The organism is Ramlibacter sp. AN1015, assembly GCF_037726105.1.
In the GTDB taxonomy this organism is placed as follows: Bacteria; Pseudomonadota; Gammaproteobacteria; order Burkholderiales; family Burkholderiaceae_C; genus Ramlibacter.
This window is the reverse complement of the sequence record NZ_JBBJUM010000003.1, coordinates 69620-85272: the sequence shown is the minus strand read 5'-3', so window position 1 is coordinate 85272 and position 15653 is coordinate 69620. Positions and strand designations below refer to the sequence as shown.

Here is a 15653-nt window from a genome sequence, read left to right as displayed (position 1 = left end):
CCCCGTGTCCGCCATTCTGTCTCCATCGTCCCCTTCCGATTTCGAGTTGCCCGAGCACGTCTGGCGGGTCGATCAGCTGGCTGCGCGCGAGGAGCAGACCCTGTCCACCGGCCTGCCTGCGCTCGACGCCGTGCTGCCCGGCGGCGGCTGGCCGGTGGGGCAGCTGGTGGAGCTGCTGCAGGCGCGGCCGCAGCAGCACGTGTGGCGCTTGCTGGTGCCGGCGCTGGCCCGTGCGGTGCAGGGGCAGGGCGGGCCGGTGGTGCTGGTGGCGCCGCCGCACCCGGTGTTCGCGCCCAGCCTGCAGGCGCAGGGGCTGCCTGCGCAGCGCCTGCTGTGGGTGCGGGCCGACAAGCCCGCGGCCCGGCTCTGGGCCAGCGAGCAGGCCCTGCGCTGCGCCGAGGCGGCGGCCGTGCTGGCCTGGCTGCCGCAGGCGCAGGCGTCCGATCTGCGCCGGCTGCACCTGGCCGCCCAGCAGCACCGGCGCCTGCTGTTCGTCCTGCGTCCCGAGGCCGCGCGCCAGCAGAACTCGCCGGCGCGGCTGCGCCTGCTGCTGGAATCGGGCGAGGCGCTCAAGGTGCACGTGCTCAAGCGGCGCGGCCCGCCCCTGGTCTCGCCCGTGCTGCTGCCGCCTCTGCACGCGCTGCTCGCCGCCTTGCTGCAGGCGCGGCGGGCCCCCGATCCGCAGCCGGCCCCCCCACGCAAGGAGCTCCATGCACTGGATCGCGCTGCAAGTGCCGCATGAAGACGTGGCGGCCTGGGGCTGGCACTGCCTGCGGTTCACGCCGCGGGTCACCCGGCTCGAAGAAGCCTGGCTGCTGGAAGTCTCGGCCAGCGAGCGCCTGTTCGGCGGGCGCGAGGCACTGCTGCACCAGCTGCTGTCGCCCGAAGCCCTGCCCGAGGGGCTGGTCCAGCCCGCACAGCCGGGAGAGCCCGGGCGGCCTGCGCGGCTCGCGTCGCCTGCGTCGCCTGCGGCGGCTGCGGCGCCTGCGGCGACTGCGGCGGATGTATCCGCGTCATCCGCAGCTGCATCCGCGTCTGCCTCCGTACCAACCGCACCTGCGTTCCATGTGCCTGTATCGGCATCTCTTGAGCAGCCCCCGGCCCTGTACGCCGTTCCCTGGTCCGAGGGCCCCAGTTGCCTCGTGGCCCTGGCCCTGTTGCGGCTGAAGGTGGCGGGCGCCGCGCCGCCGCCGCGGGTGCCGCACGACCTGCCCCTGCCCCTGCTGTCGGCGGCCGCGCCGCACGCGCCGCTGCTCGAGCGCACCGGCTGCCGCAGCTGGGGGGCGCTGCGCGCCTTGCCGCGCGGCCCGGTGGCGCGGCGTTTCGGTGCGGCCCTGCTGGAGGCGCTGGACGTCGCCTGGGGTGAGCGGCCTGCCCGCCACGCCTGGCTGCAGCTGCCCGAGGTGTTCGACCTGCGGCTCGAGCTGCCCGCGCTGGCCAGCAGCGCGCCCGAGCTGATGTGGACCGCCCAGCGCCTGCTGGCCCAGCTGCAGCTGTGGCTGCGGGCGCGCCACCGGGGCGTGCTGGGGCTGGAGCTGGAGTGGACGCTGGACCTCAAGCGCCTGGACGGCGTCGCGCTGCCGCCGCACGAGCGGCTGGTGGTGCGCACGGCCGAGGCGGCGCAGGAGATGGCGCACCTGCGCCGCCTGGTCGGCGAGCAGCTGGCCCGCGCCCGGCTGGCCGCACCCGCCAACCACCTGCGCCTGCGCACCCTGGAGACCGCGCCCTGGTCAGACGCCAGCCGCAGCTTCCTGCCCGAGGACAACGTCACCGGCGAGCGCCTGCACCAGCTGGTGGAGCGGCTGTCGGCCCGCCTGGGCGAAGACCGGGTGCTGGTGCCGCTGCCGCGGGCCGACTGGCGGCCCGAGCGCATGCAGTGCTGGGAGCCCGCGGTGCGGCACCTGCCCGCGTTGCTGGCACCGGGCAAGGCGGCCGGCCGGGCGCGCGTGGCCTCCCGGCTGCGGGTGGGCGAGGCGCGCGGCGGGGAGCGCACCGCCGGGAAGGCAGGGCTTCCTGCGTCGCTCCCGGGCTCCGGCTCGCCTGCGCAGGACGGCGCGAAGGATGAAACGGCTTGCCCGCGCAGCCTCTATCCGCCCTGGCTGCTGCCGCAGCCGCTGCGGCTCGAAGTGCGCGGCGAACGGCCCTGGTACGAGGGGCCGCTGCGCCTGCTCACGCAACGCCAGCGGATCGAGACCGGCTGGTGGGAGGAGGGCGGGGCGGTGGTGCGCGACTACTGCATCGCCCGCAGCGAGCGGGCGGGCCTGCTCTGGATCTACTGCGAGCACGGCGCTCCCGGCGTTGCGCCGCGCTGGTACCTGCAGGGGCTCTATGCCTGAGCGCCAGCTGCCGCCCCTCGAGCCCGAGGACGCGAGCGAAGACGACATCCCGCCGGTGCTGGCCCCGGGCGCGGACCCGCTGCCCGCCTATGCCGAGCTGCACTGCATCAGCAACTTCAGCTTCCAGCGCGGCGCCTCGCATCCGCACGAGCTGGTGCAGCGCGCCTACAACCTGGGCTACGAGGCGCTGGCCCTCACCGACGAGTGTTCGGTGGCCGGCGTGGTGCAGGCCCACGTGGCGCTGCGCGATCACCTCAAGGAAGCCGCTCGCCTGCAGTCCGAAGACTCCGCCCGCCCGCGCGTGCGGCCGTTCCGCCTGCTGTTCGGCAGCGAGTTCCGGCTGCCCGGCGGCACCGTGGTGGCGCTCGCGCGCAACGCTTTCGGCTGGGGCGACCTGTGCGAGTTCATCAGCGCCGCGCGGCGCCAGGCCCCCAAGGGCGACTACGCGGTCGACTGGGACGCGAGCGACTGGCGCCTGCTGGCCGGATGCGAGCGCCTCTGGGTGCCCGATCGCGATGCGCCGCAGGCCTTCGACCTGCACCGCCTCACCGAGCAGTTGCGGCGCGCCCGCGAGCACCTGGGCGAGCGCCTCTGGCTGGGCGTGCGCCTGAGTGGCGAGCTCGGCGACGCGCTCTGGCTCGCACTGCTGCGCCAGGCCGGGGCGGCCTGCGGCGTGCCGCTGGTGGCCACGGGCGGGGTGCTGATGCACCGGCGCTCGCGCAAGCGGCTGCACGACGTGATCACCGCCGTGCGCGAGGGCCGGCCGGTGGCCGAGTGCGGCTTCGCGCTGCAGCCCAACGCCCAGCGCTATCTGCGCTATCGCGCCCGTCTCGCGCAGCTGCATCCGCCCGAGCTGCTCGCGGCCACGCGGGCGGTTGCCGCGCGCTGCCGCTTCACGCTCGACGAGATCCGCTACAACTACCCGCTGGAGACGGTGCGCGCCGGCTGCACGCCCATCGGCATGCTCGTGCGCCTGACGCTGCGCGGCGCGCGCCGGCGCTACCCGCAGGGCCTCGCGCCCGAGCACCGGGCCCAGCTCGCCAAGGAGCTGCGCATCATCCGGGCCAAGCGCTACGAGATGTTCTTCCTCACCGTGGAGGACATCGTGCGCTACGCCCGCGACCAGGGCATCCTGTGCCAGGGCCGCGGCTCCTCGGCCAACTCGCTGGTGTGCTATTGCCTGCACATCACCGAGGTCTCGCCCGAGCGCACACGCATGCTGTTCGAGCGCTTCATCAGCATGGAGCGGCACGAGGCGCCCGACATCGACGTCGATTTCGAGCACCAGCGCCGCGAGGAGGTCATCCAGTACATCTACCGCAAGTACGGCCGCGAGCGCGCCGCCATCGCCGCGGTGGTGGTGCGCTACCGCAGCCGCATGGCGATCCGCGACGCGGGCAAGGCGCTGGCCATCGACGAGCGCCTGGTCGATGCCTTCGCCAAGGACCACCACTGGTTCGAGGTCGATATCCAGGCCGACCGCCTCGCGGCGCTGGCACGCGACATGGGCATCGACGAGACGCCGCACCGCATCGGCCTGTGGATGGCCCTCGCGCAGCAGCTGCGGGGGTTTCCGCGCCACCTGAGCCAGCACGTGGGCGGCTTCGTGCTCACGCAGGACAAGCTCACGCGGCTGGTGCCGGTGGAGAACGCCTCCATGCCCGAGCGCTCCATCATCCAGTGGGAAAAAGACGACCTGGAGGCCATGGGCATGCTCAAGGTCGATGTGCTGGCGCTGGGCATGCTCAGCGCGCTGCGCCGCTGCCTGCAGCTGTCCAACGCCTGGCGCGGCCGCAAGGACGACGCGGCCTGGCACCTGCAGCACATCCCCGAGGAAGACCCGCAGGTCTACGAGATGCTGTGCCGCGCCGACAGCGTGGGCGTGTTCCAGGTCGAGAGCCGCGCCCAGATGGCCATGCTGCCCCGCCTGCGGCCACGCCGTTATTACGACCTGGTGGTGCAGGTGGCCATCGTGCGGCCCGGCCCCATCCAGGGCGGCATGGTCCATCCCTACCTGCGCGCGCGCCAGCGCGAGCGCCAGGGGCTGGCGGTGCGCTACGTCAAGGACGAACTGGCCGTGCCGCTGGGCCGCACGCTGGGCGTGCCGATCTTCCAGGAGCAGGTGATGCAGCTGGCCATGGTGGCGGCCGGCTTCAGCGCCGACCAGGCCGACGCGCTGCGCCGCTCGATGGCGGCCTGGTCGCGCCGCGGCGGCGTGCACAAGTTCCGCGTGCCGCTGGTCGAGGGCATGGTGGTGCGGGGCTACCCGCGCGATTTCGCCGAAGGCATCTTCAAGCAGATCGAAGGCTTCGGCGAATACGGCTTCCCCGAGAGCCACGCCGCCAGCTTCGCGCTGCTGGTGTATTTCAGCAGCTGGTTCAAGTGCCACGAGCCGGCCTGCTTCCTGGCCGGCATGCTCAACGCCCAGCCCATGGGTTTCTACACGCCCTCGCAGTTGATCCAGGACGCCCAGCGCCACGGCGTGGAGGTGCGGCCGGTGGACGTGACGGCCAGCCGCTGGGACTGCACCCTGGAGGCGCCGGGCACGGCCCGCGAGGCCGGCGAGCCGCTGGACGGGCGGGGCAGCGGCACCCTGCAGCCCGCCGTGCGCCTGGGCCTGCGGCAGATCGGCGGGCTGAGCGAAAAGGGCGGCGCGCGCATCGAGGCCGCGCGCGATGCGCGGCCCTTCACCGACGTCGAAGACCTGGCCCTGCGCGCCGCGCTCGATCGCAAGGACATGGGCCTGCTGGCCGCGGCCGATGCGCTGTCCAGCCTGGCGGGGCACCGGCGCCAGCAGGTCTGGGCCGCCACCGGCGCCCGGCGCGCGCATGGCCTGCTGCGCGATGCCCCCATCCAGGAAGACCTGCTGCACCTGCCGGCCGCGGGCGAGGGCGAGGACATCGTCTTCGACTATGCCGCCACCGGCCTCACCCTGCGCCGCCATCCGCTCGCGCTGCTGCGGCCCCGGCTGGACGCCCAGGGCTGGCACAGCGCGCAGCGGCTCAACCGCCTGCCGCACGATGCCCCGGCGCGGGCCTGCGGCATCGTCAACATGCGCCAGCGCCCGCCCACCGCCAAGGGCACGCTCTTCGTCACCATCGAGGACGAGACCGGCACCGTCAACGTGATCGTCTGGAACGACCTGGTCGAGCGCCAGCGCGACGCGCTGCTGCGCTCGCGCCTGCTCGCCATCGAGGGCGTGTGGCAGCGCGATCCGCACAGCGGCGGCCGGGTGCGCCACCTGCTGGCCCACCGCGTCGAGGACCTCACCGCCTGGCTGGGCCGCCTGGCGGGGCAGGGCCGCAGCCGTGATTTCCACTGAGGCACCCGAGCTCTCGCATAAGCTGGCCGCCATGGACGACCTGCGCCGCCTCACCGCCTGCTTCCCCCACTGCGGACGCCTCGACGCGATCCTGTTGCGGCCTGCCCGCGCGTTGGCCGTGCAGTCCGTCGCCGAGGCCACCGCCATCGCAGGCCGCGGCCTGGAGGGCGACCGCAGCGCGGCGGGCCGCGGCGGCGGCAAGCGCCAGGTGACGCTGGTGCAGGCCGAGCACCTTGCGGTGGTCGCCCACATGCTGCGACGCGAATCGCTCGAGGCGGACCTGCTGCGCCGCAACCTCGTGGTCTCCGGCCTGAACCTGCTGGCCGCGCGCCCGCTGTTCGCCGACCAGCCGCTGCGGCTTGCCCTGGGCGCCGACGTGCTGCTGGAGATCACCGGCCCGTGCGAGCCCTGCTCCAAGATGGAGCGGGCGCTCGGCCCCGGCGCCTACAACGCCCTGCGCGGCCACGGGGGCCTCACCGCACGCGTGCTGCGCGGCGGCGTGCTGCGCAGGGGCGACGCCGTGGGCGTGCTCGTCGGCCACGCGCAAGCCCATGATGGTGCCCATGGAACCCGCTTCGCCTCCTGAAGCCGAGCGCCGGCTGTTCGTCGGCCTCATGGCCCCGCCGACCGTGCGCGAGGCGGTTCTCGCATGGCGGGGGCAGTGGCAGTGGCCGCACCGCAGCGCGCTGTCCGCACCGGCGCACCTGCACCTCACGCTGTTCTTCCTGGGGCAGACACCCGAGTCCCGCATCGATGCGCTGGTGCAGGCCCTCTCGGCGGTGCCCTTCGAGCCGTTCACCATCCACCTGGGACGGCCCGAGCACTGGCCGCGCGGGCTGGTCGTGTTGCGCCCCGCGCCGCAACCGAAGCTGGACGCGCTGCACGCGGCCGTGGTTCTCGCCCTGCGCTCGGCCGGCTTCGATGCGCCCGAGGCACTCGCCTGGAAGCCCCATCTCACCCTTGCGCGCAAGGCCGTCGCAGCACGTCCGCCCGCGCAGGGCCTCCAGGTGGACTGGCCGGTGGGCCGCTTCGCCCTCGTCTGGTCGCGCCTGCCGCCGAGCGTCCCGCGCGCGCACTACGAGCCCATCGCGCAGTGGCCCGACGCGCCGTCGGCGTGAGGGGACGCAGGCCTGGCAGGCAGGCGGGGTGACAGGCAGCCAGCCCAGCAAAGCCGGCCGCCAGCCCGCCAGGCCAGCCCTCGACGAAACCGTCCACCCGACCGTCCTGCTCACGAATTAAGCAGCTCGGCCGTACACCTTATGCAACGGGGCTTCCCGACGAAGCCACAGCGCTTTCTCACAGAGTTATTCACAGAAGCTGTGGGAATCGGGCCGTCAGAAGCGTAAGGCTTTGTCCTACATACGCCGTGGCCAGGCACTGCGCGGCGCCGCGCGCGCGATCGGGGGCTGTCCTACACGCCCGCGCTGCCCCGGCTGCCTATGCTGAGCCTGCAAACCGTTCCCAGCCTCCGAGTCACCACACCACCCGGTCCCATGCCCCGCCTCCGCCTCTCAGCGCCCGCCGGAGCGCAGCCCGCGCCGCTGCCGGCCGTGCTGCAGCCGGCCTTGGCGGCGCTCGTCGCGCAGCCGCCTGCCGGCGCCTGGCTGTTCGAGATCAAGTTCGACGGCTATCGGATGCTGGCGCGCATCGTCCGGCCAGGCGGGCCGGTGCAGTTGCTCACGCGCAATGGCCATGACTGGACCGAGCGTTTTCCCACCCTCGTTCGGGCCCTGCGGGCCGCCCGGCTGCCGCCTGGCTGGTACGACGGCGAGATCGTGATGCCCGATGCGCAGGGGCGCCCGAGTTTCCACGCGCTGCAGGCGGCCATCGCCGGGGCCGACAACAGCCGCATCGTCTACACCCTGTTCGACTTGCCCTTCGCCGACGGACTGGACCTCAGGCGCGTGGCGGTGGAGCAGCGGCGCGCGATGCTGCAGGCGCTGGTGCCCGAGGGCGAGCAGCTGCGCTTCAGCCATGCATTGGAGGCCCCCATCGACTCCCTGCTCGCGAGCGCCTGCGACATGGGGCTCGAAGGGCTGATCGGCAAGCGCCTGGGCTCACCCTACGCCGACGGCCGCCGCACCGGCGATTGGATCAAGCTCAAATGCACCCGCCGGCAGGAGTTCGTCATCGGCGGCTTCACACCGCAGGAAGGCACCGGCGCCGGCATCGGAGCGCTCCTCGTCGGCACCTGGGACGCGGCCGGCGCCCTGCACTACGCAGGCAAGGTCGGCTCGGGCTTCGGCGGCGACGAGTTGACGCGGCTGCGCCAGCGGCTCGACGCCATCCGGCAGCCGCACCACCCCTTCGCCGAAGCCACTGGTCACGAGCGGCGTGCCACCTGGGTGCGGCCCGAGCTGGTGTGCGAGCTGGCCTACGGGGAATGGGCCGAGGGGCGCCAGCTGCGGCATGCGGCGTTCAAGGGCCTGCGTGAAGACACGCCGCCGCGCAGCGTGGGGCGCGAACGCCCGCTGGAGCGCGTGGCGGCCGCGGCGCCCCCGGTACGGGCCCGGGGCGCGGCGGCGTCGGCCGGCCTGAGCACCACTGCTGCCGAGGCGGCGCAGCCGGCCCGCCGTGCGGCGCTGCCCGCGAGCGCGCCCGCCGTGCTCACCCACGCGCTGCGGGTCATCGATGCGTCCACCGGCCGCACCAAGCAGGACCTGTTCGACTACTACGAAGCGGTAGCGCCGCTGATGCTGCCGCACGTGCAGGACCGGCTGGTCTACCTGCTGCGCGCGCCGCAGGGCCTGTCGGGCGCGACTTTCTTCCAGCGCCATCCGGGCGCGCTGAAGGGCCTGCGCGCGGCCGATCCGGCGCTGTGGCCGGGGCACGCGCCGGGCATCGTGATCGACTCCGCCGCCGATCTGCTGGCGGCGGTGCAGCTGGGCGCCATCGAATTCCATGTGCGCAACACGCGCAACCGGCACATCGACCGACCGGACCGCGTGGTGTTCGACCTCGACCCTGGCGAGGGCGTCGCCTGGCAGGAAGTGCAGGAGGCGGCGCTGCTGGTGCGCACGCTGCTGCACGAGCTGGGCCTGCAGGCATGGCTCAAGACCAGCGGCGGCAGGGGCCTGCACGTGGTGGTGCCCTGCAGGCCCGAGTTCAGCGTGGAGACGGTGCGGGACTGGTCACAGGCCGTGGTGCGGCACATGGCGCGCACCATCGCGCAGCGCTTTGTCGCGCGGCCCGGCGCGGCGCGGCGCGTCGGCCGCATCTTCATCGACTGGCTGCGCAATGGCCGCGAGCAGTCCACCGTGGCTGCCTACTCGGCGCGGGCACGGCCCGGGCTCGGCGTATCGATGCCGCTTGCATGGGAACTGCTGGACGGCGTCACCGGCGGCGCGCATTGGGACACGGCAAGCGCCCCCGCACACCTGGCGCAGCGCGCGCAGGACCCGTGGGGTGGGGCCACGAGCGGGCGCCAGAGCCTGCGGGCGGCGCTCGGGCGGCTCGGTGCGGGCGCGGGCTGAAGGGCCGCCGCTTGCCCGCTGCCGGCGGGTGCAATCAATGCCCGCGCGCGGTGTCGCCCTGGTCCTACGCCTGCCGCATCGAGCCATCGCCAGCATCGCCCGTTTCCTGGAAAGGCAAGCGAATGGAGTGCAGTGTGGTGGCTCGGTGGGGTGAGGGCGATACCTGGGGGCGGGGAATGGGTGGGGCGTCCGTCCGACGCCTTGCGCGCGGGGTGCATGTGCGCCCCTACGGTGGCGCGTCGGCTTCTCACGCGGCGCTTGCGTTCGCGGTGGACGCAAGTGCGCCCGCGCCGTTGCTGGTGGGGGCGCTGGTGGCTGCCTCGGTCGCATTCGGCGCAGGCGCCGCGCGCATGCGGGCGCGGCTGCGGCGGCGACGGATGCAGGAGGATGCGGCCTTTCGGCGGGAGCAGGAGTACAAGCGGCACTGAGGGGCGTCTGGGTTTGCTCGTTGCGCCGGCGCGTGTCGGATCGGGTTGGCGTTGAAGTGGGAGTTACCCGGGAATCGCCAGCTTGTCTTTAGGCGCTTTTCGCTGTAGCGGCGTGCCGGGGTTTCGCCCCGGCGGGCGGGTCACTTTCTTTTGCTTTGTCAAGGACGAAGCTCCGGCTGCATGCTCTGCCGTCGGGTGCGGAAAGCGCGGCGTGAGGCGTGCGCCTACGCGTGCGATGAAGCACTTGCGCGAGCATCGCGGCATGGACAACAAATCCGGCGGCGACGACTCGGCGCGGCGCGAGGAACTCGGCAGGCGAGTTTTGCTGATGGGCAGTGGCGCGGCGTTGCTCACGCTGCTGGCGGTGCAGGCACAGCGTGATCCCGTGGGCTCTGCCGCCGCGCCGGCGGGCGCAGACACCATCGCGCGCCACCACGCACTGCTCGCGCAGCTGCTCAAGGAGTTGCCGTACCAGGAGCACCCCGGCCGTGCGCTGGAGACCGCCCGACGCATCCGCTATCTGGTGAGTGCGCATCTGTATGCCGAAGAGCATTCGCTCTATCCGCTTGCACACCAGAGTGGCCTGCACGAGGACATGCGCGAGGTGTTCGCGGATCACGCCGACCAGACGCTGAGAGCGGCGGAGCTCGAGCGCCTCCTGCACGCTGGTGAGATGGCGCGCGCCCGAAGTGCCGCCGGCGCATTGCGCGAGCAGGTCGTGCGGCATTCGACCGAGGAAGAGCGGGGCATCTATCGCGACGTCACCGACCGGTGGGGCTCCGAAGTCGTGTATCAGTACGAACGTGCTTTCGCATCGGTGCGGCCCGGCCAGGTGCGCTGGCTGCCCTGACAGACAAGGGATCACGATGCATCGTCTGCTGTGCCATGACCGCCCGACCGCGTCGCGCGGGGCTTTTCGCCTCGCGGCTGCGGCGACCTTGTTCGCCGCCCCCATGACGGCGGCGGCCCACGTGAAGTGGTTCGCCCCGTACATCGTCGAGGCGCCGCCGCAGCGCATCATGGAGACGCTGACCGACCGCTGGTTCTGGGCCGGGATCGTGCTGGTGGTCGTCTTCTTCCTCGCCACGCGGGCTCTGGAGCGCACGCGCGCGGGCGACGCCATCCTGGGGGGCTTCGACAAGGTGTCCGGCCCGCTGTGGGCCCGCGGCGACGACTTCATGCGCTTCGTGATCGCCGCCTTCTTCGTGGCGATCTTCGCGGTGGGCGGCGTGTATCTCACGCCGGACCTCAAGACCCCGCACGAGTGGGTCTCGTGGATGCAGCTGGTCATCGCGGGGCTGGTGTTCTCGCGCAAGACCATGCCGCTCGCGGCGGCCGGCATTATTGGCCTGTGGCTGCTGGCGCTGAGCCAGTACGAGCTGTTCCATCTGCTGGACTACCTGGCGCTCGGCGTCGGCGTGGCGGCCTACCTGGTGCTCGCGGCCTCCGACAAGCCGCATTGGCATGCCTACCGTTTCGTGGTGCTGCGCTGGGGCGTCGCGATCGCGCTGATGTGGTCGAGCCTGGAGAAGTTCGCCTATCCCGACTGGTTCTATCCGCTGGTCGAGGAGAAGCCGTTCCTGACGTTCGGCATGCCGCGCGACGTGTTCATCCCGATGGCGGGCGTGGCCGAGTTCACGATGGGGTTCGGGCTGCTGTGGACTGCGCTGGTGCGGCGCCTCTCGGCGCTGGCGCTGTTCGTCATCTTCAATGCGGCGGTGTACCCCTTCGGGCGGCTGGACCTGGTGGGGCACGCGCTCATCATGGCCGTCATCGTCATCATCTTCGCGGATCCGACGCCGCAGGTGCGCTTCGCGCTGCGGCGGACCCTGGCCGCGATTCCCGCCACGCTGGTGGCGACGATGGCCGTGTTCGCGCTGAGCTACTGGGGGCTGCACCTCGCGCTGTACGGCGCGGACGGCCGCTCCGGCATCGCGGCGGTCAACAACCCCGCGCAGTCTCGCGCGACCCACACGCACGATCCGGAGCGGCCGCACGCGGCCCCTGCCGAGCCCGTGCATCGCGGCCACACGGTCGCTGCGCAGCCCGGCACCGATGGCAGTGCGCAGGCGGCCTACCTGGCCAGCATGCAGCGCATGCACGAGGACATGGACACGGGCATCCGGCACCCCGATCCCGACCAGGCCTTCGTGCGCGGGATGATCGCCCACCACCGCGCTGCCATCGAGATGGCCGAGATCCAGTTGCGGCACGGCAGCGACGCCCAGCAGCGCAGGCTGGCGCAGGACATCATCGCCACGCAGCGGCGCGAGATCGAGCAGATGCAGGAGTGGCTCAAGCGGCGGGGCGGAACGGGAGACGCTTCGTAGCCGCGCCGGGGCTCGCCCGACTCGGGCCCATTGGATCGCGTCGCACCGCGTCATCGTTGCCCAGCATGCGTGCGGTGGGCCTGCAGGCTCCTGGCGAACGTCCTCTCGGCCGTTCGCCGCGACAGCGCTTCATCACGGGGTGACGCCGGCGGCGCGCAGCCGGGCGGCGATGGTCCGGCCCAGGTGACGGTGGCCCTCGGCGTTGGGATGCACGCGATCGGCGTTGGTATAGGTGTCCATGTTGGCGGCCGTCACGATGCCCTCGAGATCGATGAAGGTCACGCCGTTGCGTTCGGCGCCGGCGATCAACAGCTCGCGCATCGCCTGCGTCTCGCGCGCTGCTCCGAGAGGCGTCCAGGGGCCGAGCGTCACGATGCGGGCCTGCGGCCATGCCGCGCGGATGCGTGCCACGGTGGCGTCGTAGCGCGCAGCCACCGCGGCGAGATCGCCGAAGCGGTCGTTGTAGCCGAGCGCCGTCACGACGATTGCGGGTGCCTTGTTCAGGAGCGCGAGCGTGCCATCGACCCGCGCCCCCGGGTCATGCGCGCCGCCGCTCAGCCAGCCTGTGCCGCCGACGCCTTCCGTCCAGAGCTCCACCCCCAGCTCGTCGGCTGCGACGCCGGCGTAGGTCTGCCGCGCCGAGGGTGCGCCGCTTCCCTGGGTGTAGGAGTCGCCGGGCGCGAAGGCCACCAGCGGGCGGGCATCTTCGGCAGCCGGGTAGGTGAGCGTGCTGCCGGCGGGAACCCAGGCGCCGCCGAAGGGCAGAAAGCGTCCGAAGAGCTCATAGCTGCGGCTGCGGGCGCCAGCGGGAAAGTCCAGGCGGACGACGCGCGGCCGCCAGTCGTCGCCGAGCCGCAGCGCAGTGGCGGTCACGGGCACACCATCGACGCGGATTTCGACCTGGGTGTTGCCCCAGGCGAGCAGGCGCAGCTCGATGCTGGGCGCATCGCTCACGAAGGACACCTTCAGGCTCTGCGAGGGCAGGCCGGCGGCCATGCGGAAACTCGCGTCGGCACTCCACGGGCGCGGCGCCGCTGCAATGGTGCGGAAGGCCCGATCGTCGGCAGCGACCTGGCGCGCACCGGCGATGCTCGTGCCGTCGGCCTGCGCCACGCGCACCGTGGGCGCCGGATCAAGCGCAGGCGGGGGAGGATCTTCCACCCCCGGCGTGGTGGGCGGCGGATCGATGGCGGGTGGCGAGGACGGAGCATCGACCACCGGCGTGCCGGGCGGCTCCTGCCCGTCGGCGGGCTCCGGTGCGGCGGCGGGTGGCGCGGTCCCGGGCTGCGGCGCGGATGGCGTCGGCTCGGAAGGCGGCGCCGATGCGAGCGGCGACTCGTCGCCTGCTCCGATGACGCGATCTGCGGAGCCGCCGCCCCCGCAGCCCGCCAGCAGCAGCGCGAGCCAGGCAGCGATGAAGGGGGAGGGCATGGACTGCATCGGGCGTTTCGATGAATGGTCGGGTTCATCGTAGGGAATCGATCAGCCACGGCGCGTGGGACAAGGGCGCATGCGCAGCACTGCCGTTCGCCGCGCCTGCACCCTGCACCACGCACCGGGCAGCGGGCACCGCAAGCGATTCGCGCGCGCAGCGTGCATCGCACGATCGCCATTGGCTCAGGTTGCCTCGTCGTGCTTTCACCTCATGCGTGCTACCTCATGAAGATGACAGCGCGCATGGCAGCAGGACTACGCCTCGTGTGGCCCGGGCGCTACTCACAATCCGGCCATGATTGCAACGTCGGCGGCCTCGCTGCGTGCCACGACGAAGGACCAGTCCTTCCCCCATGTGGCGTATCGCGCAGACATCGACGGACTGCGTGCGGTTGCGGTGATGGCGGTGGTCATCCACCACATCGCACCGGAGCTTCTGCACGGCGGCTTCGTCGGTGTCGATGTGTTCTTCGTCATCTCCGGTTTCCTCATCACGAAGATCATCCACACCGAGATGCGCGAGCAGCGCTTCTCGTTCCTGGAGTTCTACGCGCGCAGGGCGCGGCGCATCCTGCCGGCGCTGCTCGCCGTCGTCGTGGCCACGCTGGCCGCCGGCTGGCTGCTGCAGCTGCCCAGCGACTACCGCGCCACGCTGCGCAGTGCGGTGGCGGCGGTGTTCTCGGTCTCCAACATCCTCTTTTCCACCACCACCAAGGGGTACTTCGACGAGACAGACGAGCGGCTGAATCCCTTGCTGCACACCTGGTCGCTCGGGGTGGAGGAGCAGTTCTACCTCTTCTTTCCCTTCGCCCTGCTTGTCTGGATGCGTCTGCCGCGCAGCCTGCGCGTCGCGGCCCTGCTGGTCGCCGGAGTGATCAGTCTCGCGGCGGCACAGGCGCTGGTGCAGCGCTATCCCGACTACGTGTTCTACCTGCTGCCGTTCCGGGCCTGGGAATTCATGGTGGGCGGAGCGCTCGCCATCGGCCTGGTGCCGGCGCCGAAGCGCGCGGTCATGCGCTCGCTGCTGGTGGCCTGCGGCCTGGCCGCCATTGCGTGGAGTTGCCTGTATCTGAGCGCCGCCACGCCGTTCCCCGGCCTGGCGGCCCTGCTGCCGGTGTGCGGCGCCGCGGCCGTGATCCACGCCGGCAGCGGCGGCGCGATCTCCGGGCTCGGCCGGGTGCTGGCCTGGCGACCGGTCGTGTTCGTGGGGCTGGTCTCCTATTCGCTGTACCTGTGGCACTGGCCGGTTCTGGTGCTGGCCGACTACACGGCGCTGCTGCCGTCCGGTGCGGCTGGCGGCGCCATCGTGTTCGGCATGTCTTTCGCACTGGCTGTCCTCTCGTACCAGTTCGTCGAGCGGCCGTTCCGCGCCAAGCAGCCGCAGCGGCTGCCGGTGCGCTTAGCCCTTGCGTTGTCGCTGGTGGGCGCCGTGTCGCTCGCTGCCGCGGCGGGCGAGCAGACGCGCGGTTTCAGCGGGCGCTTCGCGCCGGACGTCGTGCGCCTGGACGCGGCGCGCACCGCGCTCGGCGAATGGCGCCCCTGCTTCAACAAGCCGTTTGCATCGGCGTGCACGATCGGAGCGTCCGATGCGCCCCCCGACGCGCTGCTCTGGGGCGACAGCCATGCGCTGTCGTGGGCTCCGGCGGTGCATGCCGAGTTGCAGAAGATCGACCGCAGCGCGTTCATGGTCTCCGTAGCCGGCTGCCCGCCGCTGCTGGATATCCGCAACCAGATCAATCCCGGCTGCGCAGCGCACAACGCGGAGGTGCTCGCCGAGTTGCGAGCCGACCCCGCGCTGCGTACCGTCGTGCTGGCCGGTTACTGGAACACCTACTTCCGACCCAACGGGCCGATCGAGTACCGCGGTGGCCGCACGAGAGCGCCTGCGGGCCCGCTCGACGGGGTCGAGGCTGCCAGCGTGGCCCTGCGCCGCACCGTGCGCCAGCTGACCGAACTCGGTATCGAGGTGATCGTGATCGGCCCGGTGCCTGTCTATCCGCGCAGCGTGCCCACGGTGGTGGCACTGGAGCGCCTCCTGCGCCGGCCGCTGCTCGACCGGTCGGCGGCACCGCAGCAGGAGAAGCACGCAGCGTTCTTCTCGGCGCTCGCCGGGCTGGAGGGGCAGCCGCGCGTCCGTGTGGTGCGGCCGCTGGACTGGCTCTGCGTAGATGGCGAATGCAAGGTGGTCGATGGCGCGGAATCGATGTACCGCGATGCGCACCACCTGAGCGTCCACGGCGCGCAGTACCTCGCAGCACGTCTGGGCCCCGCGCTGGCGCGCTGACCGAGTCGATGAGGTGCCCGCCCCGGCGCGCGTTGAAGATGCCGGA

The 15653-nt window shown here is 72.4% G+C and carries 10 protein-coding genes; 9 read left to right on the top strand and 1 reads right to left on the bottom strand.

The annotated features are described in order from the left end of the window. Window positions 1-13 precede the first annotated feature (13 nt). From imuA to copM, 8 genes are all read left to right on the top strand, one after another. The gene (gene imuA / locus WG922_RS05675) at window positions 14-742 is read left to right on the top strand and encodes a translesion DNA synthesis-associated protein ImuA (protein ID WP_445322802.1); all 729 of its coding nucleotides are present in this window, start codon (window positions 14-16) and stop codon (window positions 740-742) included. Further along, window positions 711-2336 (top strand): DNA polymerase Y family protein, encoded by a 1626-nt coding sequence (locus tag WG922_RS05670; RefSeq protein WP_340281296.1) that lies wholly within the window; start codon window positions 711-713, stop codon window positions 2334-2336. The genes imuA and WG922_RS05670 overlap by 32 nt, the downstream gene beginning before the upstream one ends. Continuing rightward, window positions 2329-5658, top strand: coding sequence for an error-prone DNA polymerase (locus WG922_RS05665; protein WP_340281294.1), 3330 nt, complete (start codon window positions 2329-2331; stop codon window positions 5656-5658). The genes WG922_RS05670 and WG922_RS05665 overlap by 8 nt, the downstream gene beginning before the upstream one ends. Then, window positions 5645-6244 carry an MOSC domain-containing protein gene (locus tag WG922_RS05660; protein WP_340281293.1) on the top strand — a complete coding sequence of 200 codons (600 nt, stop codon included), beginning with the start codon at window positions 5645-5647 and terminating at the stop codon, window positions 6242-6244. The genes WG922_RS05665 and WG922_RS05660 overlap by 14 nt, the downstream gene beginning before the upstream one ends. Further along, complete coding sequence (thpR, locus tag WG922_RS05655; protein ID WP_340281292.1) at window positions 6222-6776, top strand: RNA 2',3'-cyclic phosphodiesterase; 555 nt, start codon at window positions 6222-6224, stop codon at window positions 6774-6776. Before WG922_RS05660 ends, thpR begins: the two co-directional genes overlap by 23 nt. Window positions 6777-7151: 375 nt before the next feature. Beyond that, window positions 7152-9131 (top strand): DNA ligase D, encoded by a 1980-nt coding sequence (gene ligD, locus WG922_RS05650; protein ID WP_340281291.1) that lies wholly within the window; start codon window positions 7152-7154, stop codon window positions 9129-9131. A 690-nt stretch (window positions 9132-9821) separates the two neighbouring features. Next, the gene (locus WG922_RS05645; protein ID WP_340281290.1) at window positions 9822-10409 is read left to right on the top strand and encodes a hemerythrin domain-containing protein; all 588 of its coding nucleotides are present in this window, start codon (window positions 9822-9824) and stop codon (window positions 10407-10409) included. Between the two features lie 16 nt (window positions 10410-10425). Continuing rightward, the gene (gene copM / locus WG922_RS05640; protein WP_340281288.1) at window positions 10426-11889 is read left to right on the top strand and encodes a CopM family metallochaperone; all 1464 of its coding nucleotides are present in this window, start codon (window positions 10426-10428) and stop codon (window positions 11887-11889) included. Between the two features lie 132 nt (window positions 11890-12021). On the opposite strand, the gene WG922_RS05635 is transcribed toward copM, so the two are convergent. Then, window positions 12022-13320, bottom strand: coding sequence for an SGNH/GDSL hydrolase family protein (locus tag WG922_RS05635; protein ID WP_340281286.1), 1299 nt, complete (start codon window positions 13318-13320; stop codon window positions 12022-12024). Between the two features lie 298 nt (window positions 13321-13618). On the opposite strand from WG922_RS05635, the gene WG922_RS05630 reads away from it, so the two are divergent. Further along, window positions 13619-15607, top strand: a complete 1989-nt coding sequence (locus WG922_RS05630) for an acyltransferase family protein (protein WP_340281284.1) — start codon at window positions 13619-13621, stop codon at window positions 15605-15607. The last annotated feature ends 46 nt before the right edge of the window (window positions 15608-15653 follow it).

Coding starts and splice junctions, on each gene's coding strand:
- WG922_RS05630 (WP_340281284.1), top strand. CDS start 13,619: ATGATTGCAACGTCGGCGGCCTCGCTGCGTGCCACGACGAAGGACCAG.
- WG922_RS05635 (WP_340281286.1), bottom strand. CDS start 13,320: ATGCCCTCCCCCTTCATCGCTGCCTGGCTCGCGCTGCTGCTGGCGGGC.
- ligD (WP_340281291.1), top strand. CDS start 7,152: ATGCCCCGCCTCCGCCTCTCAGCGCCCGCCGGAGCGCAGCCCGCGCCG.
- WG922_RS05665 (WP_340281294.1), top strand. CDS start 2,329: ATGCCTGAGCGCCAGCTGCCGCCCCTCGAGCCCGAGGACGCGAGCGAA.
- copM (WP_340281288.1), top strand. CDS start 10,426: ATGCATCGTCTGCTGTGCCATGACCGCCCGACCGCGTCGCGCGGGGCT.
- thpR (WP_340281292.1), top strand. CDS start 6,222: ATGGAACCCGCTTCGCCTCCTGAAGCCGAGCGCCGGCTGTTCGTCGGC.
- WG922_RS05645 (WP_340281290.1), top strand. CDS start 9,822: ATGGACAACAAATCCGGCGGCGACGACTCGGCGCGGCGCGAGGAACTC.
- WG922_RS05670 (WP_340281296.1), top strand. CDS start 711: ATGCACTGGATCGCGCTGCAAGTGCCGCATGAAGACGTGGCGGCCTGG.